The organism is Sarcina ventriculi (assembly GCF_900456775.1).
GTDB classification, from domain to species: Bacteria; Bacillota; Clostridia; order Clostridiales; family Clostridiaceae; genus Sarcina; species Sarcina ventriculi.
In genome coordinates this window covers 39,619-52,150 of the sequence record NZ_UAUL01000001.1, presented here as the reverse complement: position 1 = coordinate 52,150, position 12,532 = coordinate 39,619, and the positions used below count along the sequence as shown (strand labels likewise).

Genomic DNA, 12,532 nt, shown 5'->3' with positions numbered 1-12,532 from the left:
TAATTTTAAAAATTATTTAGGATTTATACAGCCCTTAATTTATAAAATGTAAATAGTAATTTTAAGAGAATCAAATATTTAAATAAATTTTTATAACTAAGGGAGAGAAAAACGTGGTAAAAGGAAAAATTCATTCAATTGAAAGTATGGGACTTGTTGATGGACCTGGTATAAGGGTTGTTGTATTTATGCAAGGATGTAATATAAGATGTGCATATTGTCATAATCCAGATACTTGGGATAAAAATGGGGGAATGGAATATACACCATATGAGCTTGTGGAGAAAATAAAAAAATATAGAACTTATTTTGAATCATCAGGTGGTGGTGTAACTTTTTCTGGGGGAGAACCTCTTCTTCAAAAAGAATTTTTAATTCAAACGTTAAAGCTTTGTAAGGAGGCTAGAATTCATACAACCATAGATACTGCTGGGGTTGGTGATGGAATGTATGAAGAAATTTTAAAATATACTGATCTTGTTTTATTTGATATAAAACATATAGATAGTGAAAAATATGAAAATTTAGTTAAACACTCTATAAATGAATCATTAAATTTTTTAAAAGTCGTTCAAGAAAAGAATAAAAAAATGTGGATTCGTCATGTTGTAGTTCCAGGAATTACAGATAGTAGAGAGCATTTAATTAATATTAAAAAATTTATTGATACTTTAAAAAATGTTGAGAGAGTGGAGCTTTTACCTTATCATGTTTTAGGAAGTAATAAGTATGAAGTAATGAAGATGAAGTATAGATTAGAAGGAGTAGAACCTATGGATAAGGAAAAACTTAAAAAAATGCAGAATGAAATTTTTAGTTAATTTCAATATAAGTTATAAATAAATATAAGATTAAAAATAGTGTAAAATAGATGAGTTTAGAAAAATCTATTTTACATTTTTTGTTTATTATATGATGAAATAACTTGGTAAGATGTAAATTTTTTATTAATCTATTTTATGAAAACGATATTTAAAACTATATTAACAATTAATAAATTGACATTAAAAATCTATAAATATATAATTAATTAATAAAAATATTAATAATAAAATATTAAAATAATATTAAAACAAATATTAAATAATATTTTTGTTATATGTATAATTAAATATTTATTGTTTGAATACATATTTTACTGTTAAATTATAAAACTAACTAAAGAAGAAGATGAGGAGGAAATAATGGATGAATTTGTTTAGAAAACAAAATGTTAATGATATAGTTTTAAAATCTAAAAATAGTAATAAGATGCGAACGTTAGGAACGCTAGATTTAATTCTTATGAGTATTGGAGCTGTTATAGGTACAGGTGTATTGGTTTTACCAGGAGTGGTAGCGGCAACTACTGCTGGACCTGGAGAAATTTTATCATTTATAATAGCAGGAATTGCATCTATATTTATAGTTTTATGTTATTCTGAGTTTTCATCATCAATCCCAAGTGCGGGTGGGTCTTATACATATGTTTATGTTGCGTTAGGAGAGTTTCTTGCTTATATTGTTGGTATGGCTGTAATGTTTGGATATGTTTTGTCATTAGGTATCGTATCTAGTGGATGGGCTTCATATTTAAATTCATTTTTAGAAGTGTTTAACATAAGTATTCCTGATGTAATAAGTAAAGTTCCAGGTCAAGGGGGAATTGTAAATTTGCCAGCTATATTAGTTACACTTTTTATAATATTTATTTTATCTTTTGGGGGGAAAGAGAGTAAGACTTTTAATAATATAGTTGTTGTGATTAAAATTTTAGTAATACTTTTATTTATAGTAGTAGGTGTATTTTACATAAAACCTGAAAATTGGACTCCTTTTTTACCTATGGGAATAGCGGGAGTAGCTAGTGGAGCTTCAACTTTATTTTTAGCTTATTCTGGATTTGATATTACAGCATCTGCAGCAGAAGAAACTAAAAATCCTCAAAAAACCTTACCTAGAGCCCTTATATTATCTATAATTTCATGCATTATAATCTATTGTTTAGTGAGTTTTGTTTTGACAGGAATGATGCCTTATAAAGAGCTTAATCAAGGGGATGCGTTAGCTTATGCTTTAATTAAAGTTGGACAAAATGTTGTTTCAGGTTTTTTATCTGTTGGAGCAATACTTGGAATATTAGCTATAATCTTTGCAGTAGGTTTTGGAACTTCTCGTATGTTTGCTAATATAGGAAAAGATAGGCTTATACCTAAAGTCTTTGCAAGAGAAAACAAGCAAGGTGTACCAACGGTATCTTTATGGAGTATAGGAATAATAGGAGCTATTTTGGGAGGATTTATAAATTTAAATAGTTTAGCGAACTCTGCAAGCATGGCTTTATTATTTGTATATCTTATGGTAGCATTATCAGTATTGGTGTTTAGAAAAACTAATAGTGAATTTAAAAGAGAATTTAAAGTTCCTTTTGGGCCTGTTATACCTATAATTGCGATAATATGTTGTTTATTTCTAATGATAAATCTTTCATTGATGACATGGGTTTATTTTATAGCATTTTTAATATTCGCTATATTATTTTATTTTGCTTATTCAAGAAAGCATTCTAAATTAAATAAATAATAAAAATGGATCATTAAAAAATATTTTTTAATGATCCATTTTTATTGTTAAAAAAGTTAAAATATAAATTTCAAATAATAATATGGGAAAAATAAACATTGATTAAAATGCAAGAATAATATAAAATAATTCATATGCAAGTTTTAAAAAAAAAGATTCACGCAATATATAGCTATTAAATAGCTTAAAATAGTAATTTGAAATTGAAAATCAAATGAAATCTTAACAAATTGTGAATTATATAAAAAAAAAGTTTCATATATGATGTTTAAAAAGGTAAATATAAATAATGAGAATTATATTTGTAAAAAAAATATAAAAAATATGAAATTTTTTTTAAAAAACATTCATAAATGATTTAGCAAATTGGCATATATATTTAAATTTATTTAAAGAAAGGAAGAGTTAGTTGAATATATTAAAAAAGCAAGATCCCTATATATTTAAAACGGGAGATAAAAAAGAAAAGAAACGTCATTTAGGAGTTTTTGATTTAACATTAATGAGCATAGGGACTATTATAGGAACAGGTGTGCTAGTTTTACCAGGAGTGGTAGCGGCAACTATGGCAGGGCCTTCTGAAATAATTTCTTTTATAATTGCTGGGATAGCGTCTATATTAGTTGTTTTATGTTATGCAGAGTTTGCTTCATCTGTTCCAAATGAAGGAGGGTCTTATACATATATATACGTTTCTTTAGGAGAAATATTTGCATATGTATGCGGTTTGGCTGTAGTCTTTGGATATGTTTTAGCAATAGGTGTAATTGCTAATGGATGGTCATCATATTTGAATAATATTTTACAGACATTTGGAGTGGTTTTGCCTAAAGCAATCTCTACTATACCTGCAAATGGTGGTGTAGTAAATTTACCAGCCATATTGATTACACTTCTTATAGTTTACATATTGTCTTTAGGAACTAGGGAAAGTAAAAAGTTTAACAACATAGTAGTTTTGGTAAAGATAAGTGCAATTGCTATATTCATAATAGTTGGAGTATTTTATGTAAAACCAGGAAATTGGGCAGTATTTATGCCATTTGGAATTGGAGGGGTATTTACAGGAGCATCAACATTGTTTTCAGCGTATACAGGTTTTGATATTACAGCATCAGCAGCAGAAGAAACCAAAAATCCACAAAAAACACTTCCTATAGCTCTTATATCTTCAATAGTTATTTGTGGGATTATTTATATAGTAGTATCACTTATAGTTACAGGAATAATTCCGTATAATGAATTAAATAAAAGTGATGCTTTAGCTTATGCTTTAACATTTGTAGGTCAACCAATACCAGCTGCTATTTTATCTTGTGGGGCAGTATTTGGACTTTTATCAATAATATTTGCTAATTGTTTTGGAACATCTCGTATACTTTCAGCACTTAGTAGAGATAATTTATTGCCTAAATTTTTAAATAAAAGTAATTCTAAAAATGTTCCGATTACAGCTTTATTAATAGTAGGATTTGTGGGAGCTTTTTTAGGTGGATTTGTAAATCTAGAAGCATTAGCTCATCTTTGGACAATAGCGTTACTTTTTGTTTATTCAATGGTATCAATATCTCTTATAGCTTTTAGAAAAACAAATCCAGAATTTAAAAGAGGCTTCAAAACTCCGTTTGTACCTATTATACCAATATTAGCAGCTGCATGTTGTGTATTTTTAATGATAAATATTTCGCTAATAATTTGGATTTATTTTATAATATTTTTATTAATAGCTATAATATTTTATTTTGTTTACTCAAGTAGGAATTCTAAATTAAATAAAAATAATTAAAAAGAAGGTTATCTTATAACTTTAATCATGTTATAAGATAACCTTCTTTTAATTTGTTTAAAGTAAGTAATTTTTAATTATTGGCTTTATAGAATTTCATTATAAATGAATAATGAGTTTTAAAAAATATCATAAATATTTTTTAATTCAATAAAAGTGGATTTTAATTATTAAATTAATAATTTTTTATATAGTTAATATGTAAATTTTTTAAAAAGTAAATTTTTTCTTATTGAAATAAATGCAAGAATGATATAAAATTATGCATAAGGAAGTGATAGATATATTAAAAATAAAATTAATATTATATAATTCCAACATAAAAATGTAGTATTTATGCGGATGATATAAAAGTAATTGTGATAATAAAAAAACATATATGAATAAATAATAAATTTAAAATTCATATGAATTATATAATATAATGATTATTCAAAAAAGTGTTAGACATTGGAGGTTGATTGAATGAGTTTAATAAGAAGGCAAGACCCTCATATGTTTAGAGGCGAAAGAAAGAGGGAAAACAAGCATGGGCTTGGAGTTATGGATTTAACTCTTATGAGTATTGGTGCTGTTATAGGTACAGGAGTGTTAGTTTTACCTGGGGTTGTAGCTGCCACAACGGCAGGACCTGCAGAGATTATATCATTTATAATAGCTGGAATAGCATCTATATTTGTTGTTCTATGTTATGCTGAATTTGGATCATCAATTCATAGTGCTGGAGGTTCTTATACATATATATATGTAGCATTAGGTGAAATTTTTGCATATGTTTCAGGTTTATCTGTGGTTTTTGGATATATTTTATCGTTAGGTTTAGCAGCCAGTGGATGGTCAGCTTATTTTCAAGGATTACTTGCAAATTTTAACATACATCTTCCAAGCTATTTGTCATTAAGCATTGGAAATGGTGGTTTTATAAATTTACCAGCAGTTTTAGTTACTCTTTTTATAGTGTATGTATTATCTTTAGGAACTCAAGAAAGTAAGAGGTTTAATAACATTGTTGTTTTAATAAAGATAGCTGTAGTTATAATATTTATTTGTGTAGGCTTTTTCTATGTTGACACTAACAACTGGGCTGTATTTATGCCTTTTGGTTTTACTGGAGTATTTAGTGGTGCATCAACTTTATTTTTAGCTTATACAGGGTTTGATATTACAGTTTCAGCAGCGGAGGAAAGTAAAAATCCTCAAAAAACTTTGCCTATAGCGTTAATATCATCAATAGTTATATGTGCAGTAATTTATGTAATAGTGTCTTTAATTGTAACAGGAATGATTCCGTTTGGAGAACTTGATAAATCAGATGCATTAGCTTATGCACTTGAATTTGTTGGACAACATTTAGCAGCTGGTATACTGTCAATAGGGGCTGTAATTGGACTTTTATCAATAATATTTGCTAATTGTTTTGGAACATCTAGAATACTTTCAGCACTTAGTAAAGATAGGCTTATACCAAGAGTATTAGAGAAAAAAAATTCTAAAAATGTACCAATAGTTTCTTTATGGGTAGTTGGAGGAATAGGTGCTATTTTAGGAGGATTTGCAAATCTTAATCAGTTAGCAGATTTATCTACTATGTCATTGCTTTTAGTATATTTATTAGTATCAGTATCTGTTATAGTTTTTAGAAAAACAAATCCAGAATTTAAAAGAGGATTTAAAACTCCATTTGTACCTATTGTCCCAATTCTATCTATATTATGTTGTGGTTTTTTAATAGTTAGCTTATCATTAACTGTATGGATTGAATTTGGAATATTTTTAGCTGTAATACTTATATTTTACTTTGCATATTCACGTAAAAAAGTTGGAGCTTATGCTAAAAAACAAGAAAAGTTAAAAATTTCAAAGAATCCTCAAATAGTGGAGGAGTTTAATTAATAAGATAAGAGACTGAATTATTCAGTCTCTTATTTACTTTCAAAAAATAGATTTAAATTAATTATTATATAAATCAGTTACTATTTCGTATTTTACAAAATTATCACATAATAAAATGTATATAATATAAAATATGATAGATAGAATATTAATAAGTATAAGTATTAATAAAAATTCATTTATTGTAGAAAGTTTTATAAGCATTTCGATAATAAAAATAGATGTAAAATATGAAAGACCAACACACAAGGAGTTAAAAGAAGTTATTTTTTTATATTTGGTTTTACAATTCAAACATTGCATTTCCTTTGAAGTTGTAATATTTGTATTTAAACGTTGAAGCAAAGTAAATCTGGTACAACAATTAGGACATTTCAAAGTATTTCTCCTTTTATAGAAATTATCTATTTAAGTTAGATTAAATCATACCTCAACATTATATACCATTTAATATTAAAAATAAATAAATTTTTACATAAATATAAATTTTTAAATTGGAAAATAAAGAGTTTTTATTGTAAATATGCATGTACAAATTTAATTGATATTTTATATAAAACACTAATAGTTTTTAGTTATTTTTTAAATAAGTACATAATAAAATACTGAAATAAAATGACAAAGGCTTCCCACTATTATAAAGATATGAAAAATTTCATGATGTCCAAAGCGACCTAATTTTAATGTTTTAGGTTTTAATCCGTAAATTATACCTCCTATTGTATAAAATATACCACCTAAAAGTAACCATAAAAAGGCATATAAGCTTATTACTTTATATAAGGGAAAACTAAATAAAGCAATCCAACCCATTCCTATATAAAGTGCTGTTGAAAGCCATCTTGGGCAATTAAACCAAAACATTTTAAATAAAATTCCTGCAATGGTTAGGGTAATTATTATTGTAGTTAGGATTATTCTGTCTTTTCCTTGTAAAAGAATTAAATAAAAAGGCATATAACTTCCACAAATTAAAATAAAGATCATTGAATGGTCAAGTCTTCTAAAAAAAGCTATAACTTTAGGATTTCCTATAATTAAATGATAAATAGAAGATGTGGAATATAATAAAATTAAACTTACTCCGAAAATAGTGACAGATACTAAAGATAAAGTAGAGCTATTTAATGCTAAAGCTTTTTCTAACATAAGTATTAAGGCTATTAAAGATAAAAATGCTCCAATTAAGTGAGTTAAACTGTTTAAAGGTTCTCTTAAATATTTTTCCATATTAACCTCCTGGGATATAATGTTAATACAATACTATATAAATATAATAAAATTAACATATAGTTTTGAAAACTATATATCATAATATTATAATAATATGATATATATTGATAAATGTTAATAATAAAAAATATAATTTTCAAACTAGTACAATAATATTGATTTTATTAAGAAAAGATAATAAAATATATAGGAAAAGTGATATATAGTTTTTAAAACCGTATGATAGGAGAGTAGGATTGTGAAAGATATAAATTCTTTAGTAGAGGATGTAAAAATCAATAACTTTATTACCTTAGAAGATATACCAGATATAGACCTTTATATGGATCAAGTAATTCAACTTTTTGAAAATAAATTAGGATATTTAAAAAGAAATGAAGAAGATAAAATATTAACAAAGACCATGATAAATAATTATTCTAAGGGAAATCTTTTTATGGACATAAAGAATAAAAAGTATAGCAAAAATCATATAATTTTAATAATATTAATTTATGAACTTAAAAGTGTTATATCTATTCCAGATATAAAGGTTGCGTTTAATAATATAGTTAAAAGTTATGATGAAAATAGTGAAGATAAAATTGATTTAGAAAATCTTTATAAAAAGCATTTAAAAATGATAAGTAAAAATGATGATGATATTAAAGAAGAAATTTTAAATATAACAAAAGAATTAGAAAATTTAAATGCAGAGGAAGAAAAATTACTTCTTTTAACATATTTAGCTGCAAAGGCAAATATGTATAAAAGGCTTTGTGAAAAAATTGTAGATGATTTATTTTAACAATGTCGTAAAAGAAAGTTATATCAACTAAACATAAAAAAATTATCACAATGAATAAATAAAACTCATATATTGTATTAAGATAATGTTTAGGAGGTTTACATTTTGGATAAAAATATTAACCTAGATGAATTTGTTAAATATTTACAAGATGAATATGATCCATGCAATATATGTAATTATGATGACTTGGGAGAATGTGATCAATGGGATCCACCTCAATCTGGAATGGGCAGAATAATAGTTACAAGCGTTTTATGCTGTGAAGATGGTGAACCATTAGAAGATGTTGAAATAGAATTATATTTAATTAATGATTGTAAGGCGCCTGGATTTAAGCTTATAGATTGTAAATCTACAGATAAAGAAGGAAAAGTTGTTTTTAGGTGTTTAAATAGTGGTAGTTATGCAATTAGAGAAGTAGTTCCTGATAACTGTTTAATTCCAAAGTATGATAGAGATTTTAGAATAGAATTAACTGATAATAATCCAGAAGGTAGGATAACAGTAATAAATTTGCCACCACGCAAACATCATAAACATCAATGCAATTGTTAGAAAATATAAAAGTTTTAAAGTATATAACCTTTAACAATTTGTTAGAGGTTATATATTTTTTTATGATATAATTAATTGCTAAAAGGTAAGAAAGACATGAAAGGATGGATACATATTATGAAGATTAGAATAAAATATTTTGAAAATGCTGTTAAATTAAAGAAAATATCAAAAGGTAATTGGATTGATGTATATGCAAATAAAGATGTGTTTGTGGAAGAGGGGGATAGGGCTATGATTCCTTTAGGGTTTGCACTAGAGCTTCCAACTGGATGGGAAGGACATTTAGCTCCAAGAAGTTCAACATTTAAAACATGGGGAGTAATACAAACAAATTCAGTAGGGGTAGTTGATGATACTTATATAGGGGATAATGACCAATGGCATATGCCAATATTTTGCCTTAAGGGAAAAGATATTATTTTAGAAGATGAAAAAGAGAAAGTTGGTACTTGGATTAAAAAAGGCGATAAAATTGGACAATTTAGGATAATGGAGGTTATGCCACAGATTGAATTTGAAGAGGTTGAACACTTTGGAAATGCTGATCGTGGTGGATTTGGAAGTACAGGAATAAAATAAAATTATATTAAAACATATATTATTAAAAAGTTGATTTTAGATATGCTAGAAAAACTTAGACTTTATCTAAAATCAACTCTTTATTTTAAATAAACAATTAAATTTCGCTTTTTACTGGTATAGATATTTTTATTATATAATCATCTATGTTTGGGGTAACAAATTCATCTATTAAAACTTGTTCATAAGAACATCCTGATATGGTGAGTTTATTTTTGTTTATAAAATTTAAAATTTTTTTATATGCGATGTAAGTTTTATCATAATATCCTTTTGAGTAGCCCACAACATATGTTCCTTCTTTTTTGATTTTAATATTTTGTATAGAAAAGTTTTTGTTTACCTTTGTAAAATACCTTTCATACTCTGTAAAATTACCTTTCTCTAAATTTTCCTTTGAAATAGTTATTCCCACAGGGTAACCTATATTTAGATTATTATCAAAACAGTATGTTAGGTGACAAAGGTATTCTTGAAGGGCAAAAAAATCTTCGGCATTATTATTAAGTTTGTTGCTAAAAATTAAATATTCTTCTTTTTGAATTTCTATATAAATATCATTATTAAAATTTTCACCTTCATTTATAATCTTAACTTTATTTAAAAGGCTTTGTTTTTTTAGCTCAAGGCGTGTAATTTCCTTTTCTAATTCATCAATTTCAAAGTTTAAGATGTTTATAATATCTTTAGGATTTCTTTTATCTATAAATTTCTTAATTTCTTTAAGATTCATACCAACATCTTTTAATGTATATATTGCATTTAGTAACTCAATTTGAGTATTTGAGTAAAGTCTATATCCATTAGGGAGAATTTTTTCAGGTTTGAAGAGCCCTATTTCATCATAATAAAAAAGGGTTTTTTTACTTATACCAAATAGTTTAGCAAATTTTCCTGTTGGGAAATAAATTTTTTTTAATTCTGACATTTTTAATTACCTCTCTTGACTATAACCTTACGGGATACTTTAGTATATATTATACATGAATTTTATATTTTACTGAGGAGGTTTTATGAAAAATTTATTTGATAGAGAAATCACATTTTTATCAATTATAAAGTTTACAATTCCAACTGTTATAATGATGGTGTTTTTCTCAATGTATACTATTATAGATGGTGTTTTTATATCTAGATTTGTAGGAGCAGATGCATTATCGTCAGTAAATATAGTTTATCCTGTTATAAGTTTATTAACTGCAATAGCAGTTATGTTTGCAACGGGGGGTAGTGCTATTGTAGCTAAAACAATGGGAGAAAAAAGATTAGAAGAAGCGAGAGAAAAATTTACTCTTATAACGGTTTGTTCAATATTTTTTGGAATTATTGTTGCAGTTTTATGTATTTTATTTATAAAACCTATAATTATGTTTCTTGGTTCTACCGATAATCTATATAACAATTGTTATTATTATCTTTTGATAATGATAATATTTACTCCTTTTCTGATTTTGAAAATGTATTTTGACTATTTTTTTGTTACAGCAGGTAAGGCAAGACTAGGACTTGTAACTTCCATATTAGGTGGAATTATTAATGTAGTATTAGATTATGTATTTATTGTAATTTTTAAAATGGGCGTATTAGGAGCGGCTTTTGCAACAAGCATAGGATATGCTATACCTTCAATTATCGGAATAATTTATTTCTTAGACAAAAAAAATACACTTTATTTTGTGAAATTTAAATTTGATTTTAATACTATAAAAAATAGTTGTACAAATGGTATTTCAGAGATGGTTACACAATTATCATCAGCTGTAACTACTTTTGTATATAATATAGTTATGATTAATTTTTTAGGTGCAGATGGGGTAGCTTCTATAACAATTATACTTTATGTTAATTTTCTATTAATAGCTGTTTATTTAGGATTTACATCAGGAGTAGCACCTTGGATAAGCTATAATTTTGGAAGCAAAAATGCGAAGCAGTTAAAGAAAATAATAAAATATAGCTATATTTATATATTTTTATTTTCATTAATTTCATTTATAGTTTCTAGATTAGGTTCAGAAATTTTAATAGGAGCTTTTGCAGTTAAGGGGACAGATGTATATAATATATCTTTAAATGGATTTGATATTTTTTCATTTAGTTTCTTAATAAGTGGATTTAACATGTTTACCATAGGTATGTTTACTGCCTTTTCTAATGGAAAAATATCGGCTGTAATATCACTTATGAGAACATTGGTATTGTTTTTAATAGGAATTAGTGTATTCCCAGCTTTTTTAGGAGTAAATGGAGTTTGGATTGTAGTTCCTTTCTCAGAAATTTTAACTTTAATTTTAGGACTTACTTTTGTTTATAAGTTTAGAGATGAATACATGTATGGAAATATTTTGTTAAAATCTTATAATTGTATAAAAAATTAATGTAAGAAGTTTATATTAATTGTTTAAAGATGTTATAAAAAAGAGGATTAAAATTTTAATCCTCTTTTTTCAGCAGTTAGATAAAAAGTTTTATATCATCATATTTGCTAACATTTTTATCTTTTGATATTATATAAATTATTGCTATAAATGATGCTATGGAAATTAAGGCAAAAGCTGATTCCATTATATAAATGTTTGACAAAATAAATATTAACGAATCTGAAAGACCATGTAAAAGTATGCCAAGTATTAAATAAATTAAATTCTTATGTTTAACTGCGTAAAACGCAAATAAAGCAAAAGATATGTGAGCAACTAGGGCAAAAAGTCTTTCAAAGCTTGCCATATATGATATTGATATAAAGTTTCCATTAAGTATTGATAATATAATTGGTAATGATACTATTATTAAGTTTTCACAAAATCCATGAGATAATCCAATTATAAGCCCATTTCCTAATGTATTTTTCTTTAATACAAATCTAAATGCAATATAATCTGCTCCTACTTCGACTAAACCAGCTGATAAAGCTAAAAGTATTTGCTTAGGAAAGGTATTGCTATAAGATATCCCGATAGATGTTAGGTAATAAAGTATAGGAAGTCTAATTAAAACTTGTGGTATAAAGAAAGTTAAAAATCCAATTATAAAAGTACTAAAGTTTAATTTTGTTTTAGAATAAATATAGATACTCAGTGCAATTGGAAGAATCAATGCTATAATAAAAAATATAATTATACTCATTTATA

The 12,532-nt window shown here is 25.7% G+C and carries 12 protein-coding genes; 9 read left to right on the top strand and 3 right to left on the bottom strand.

All coding sequences use genetic code 11. The features are described 5' to 3' along the window. Positions 1-113: 113 nt before the first annotated feature. The 5 genes from pflA to DR020_RS12210 all read left to right on the top strand — a co-directional run bounded on the left by pflA (position 114) and on the right by DR020_RS12210 (position 6,581). Positions 114-821, top strand: coding sequence for a pyruvate formate-lyase-activating protein (pflA, locus tag DR020_RS00240; RefSeq protein WP_112364928.1), 708 nt, complete (start codon positions 114-116; stop codon positions 819-821). A 367-nt stretch (positions 822-1,188) separates the two neighbouring features. Then, positions 1,189-2,562 carry an amino acid permease gene (locus DR020_RS00235; protein WP_055257806.1) on the top strand — a complete coding sequence of 458 codons (1,374 nt, stop codon included), beginning with the start codon at positions 1,189-1,191 and terminating at the stop codon, positions 2,560-2,562. 409 nt (positions 2,563-2,971) lie between these two features. Beyond that, positions 2,972-4,348, top strand: a complete 1,377-nt coding sequence (locus tag DR020_RS00230; RefSeq protein ID WP_112364927.1) for an amino acid permease — start codon at positions 2,972-2,974, stop codon at positions 4,346-4,348. Positions 4,349-4,813: 465 nt separating this feature from the next. After that, positions 4,814-6,241 carry an amino acid permease gene (locus tag DR020_RS00225; RefSeq protein WP_112364926.1) on the top strand — a complete coding sequence of 476 codons (1,428 nt, stop codon included), beginning with the start codon at positions 4,814-4,816 and terminating at the stop codon, positions 6,239-6,241. Between the two features lie 133 nt (positions 6,242-6,374). Then, a complete protein-coding gene (locus DR020_RS12210; protein ID WP_160110423.1) occupies positions 6,375-6,581 on the top strand; it encodes a hypothetical protein in 207 nt (68 codons plus the stop codon). A 242-nt stretch (positions 6,582-6,823) separates the two neighbouring features. Here the strand turns inward: DR020_RS12210 and trhA are convergent, their stop codons facing one another. Beyond that, positions 6,824-7,471: a PAQR family membrane homeostasis protein TrhA gene (gene trhA, locus DR020_RS00215; RefSeq protein ID WP_055257801.1), complete on the bottom strand. Its 648-nt coding sequence runs from the start codon at positions 7,469-7,471 to the stop codon at positions 6,824-6,826. Between the two features lie 241 nt (positions 7,472-7,712). On the opposite strand from trhA, the gene DR020_RS00210 reads away from it, so the two are divergent. From DR020_RS00210 to DR020_RS00200, 3 genes are all read left to right on the top strand, one after another. Further along, a complete protein-coding gene (locus DR020_RS00210; protein ID WP_070101151.1) occupies positions 7,713-8,261 on the top strand; it encodes a DUF1836 domain-containing protein in 549 nt (182 codons plus the stop codon). A gap of 105 nt (positions 8,262-8,366) precedes the next feature. After that, on the top strand, positions 8,367-8,819 hold the full coding sequence (locus DR020_RS00205) for a prealbumin-like fold domain-containing protein (protein WP_055257797.1): 453 nt from the start codon (positions 8,367-8,369) through the stop codon (positions 8,817-8,819). Positions 8,820-8,936: 117 nt separating this feature from the next. Further along, positions 8,937-9,401 (top strand): dUTP diphosphatase, encoded by a 465-nt coding sequence (locus DR020_RS00200; RefSeq protein ID WP_112364925.1) that lies wholly within the window; start codon positions 8,937-8,939, stop codon positions 9,399-9,401. Positions 9,402-9,498: 97 nt separating this feature from the next. On the opposite strand, the gene DR020_RS00195 is transcribed toward DR020_RS00200, so the two are convergent. Further along, the gene (locus DR020_RS00195; protein ID WP_112364924.1) at positions 9,499-10,329 is read right to left on the bottom strand and encodes a MerR family transcriptional regulator; all 831 of its coding nucleotides are present in this window, start codon (positions 10,327-10,329) and stop codon (positions 9,499-9,501) included. 85 nt (positions 10,330-10,414) lie between these two features. On the opposite strand from DR020_RS00195, the gene DR020_RS00190 reads away from it, so the two are divergent. Next, positions 10,415-11,779, top strand: a complete 1,365-nt coding sequence (locus DR020_RS00190; RefSeq protein ID WP_112364923.1) for an MATE family efflux transporter — start codon at positions 10,415-10,417, stop codon at positions 11,777-11,779. Between the two features lie 76 nt (positions 11,780-11,855). Here the strand turns inward: DR020_RS00190 and DR020_RS00185 are convergent, their stop codons facing one another. After that, a complete protein-coding gene (locus tag DR020_RS00185; RefSeq protein WP_055257790.1) occupies positions 11,856-12,527 on the bottom strand; it encodes a YhfC family glutamic-type intramembrane protease in 672 nt (223 codons plus the stop codon). Positions 12,528-12,532 lie beyond the last annotated feature (5 nt).

What these genes read in the sequence shown, in the direction of transcription:
- DR020_RS12210 (WP_160110423.1), top strand. Translation starts at nt 6,375, where the DNA reads ATGATAGATAGAATATTAATAAGTATAAGTATTAATAAAAATTCATTT.
- DR020_RS00185 (WP_055257790.1), bottom strand. Translation starts at nt 12,527, where the DNA reads ATGAGTATAATTATATTTTTTATTATAGCATTGATTCTTCCAATTGCA.
- DR020_RS00225 (WP_112364926.1), top strand. Translation starts at nt 4,814, where the DNA reads ATGAGTTTAATAAGAAGGCAAGACCCTCATATGTTTAGAGGCGAAAGA.
- DR020_RS00195 (WP_112364924.1), bottom strand. Translation starts at nt 10,329, where the DNA reads ATGTCAGAATTAAAAAAAATTTATTTCCCAACAGGAAAATTTGCTAAA.
- DR020_RS00200 (WP_112364925.1), top strand. Translation starts at nt 8,937, where the DNA reads ATGAAGATTAGAATAAAATATTTTGAAAATGCTGTTAAATTAAAGAAA.
- DR020_RS00190 (WP_112364923.1), top strand. Translation starts at nt 10,415, where the DNA reads ATGAAAAATTTATTTGATAGAGAAATCACATTTTTATCAATTATAAAG.
- trhA (WP_055257801.1), bottom strand. Translation starts at nt 7,471, where the DNA reads ATGGAAAAATATTTAAGAGAACCTTTAAACAGTTTAACTCACTTAATT.
- DR020_RS00235 (WP_055257806.1), top strand. Translation starts at nt 1,189, where the DNA reads ATGAATTTGTTTAGAAAACAAAATGTTAATGATATAGTTTTAAAATCT.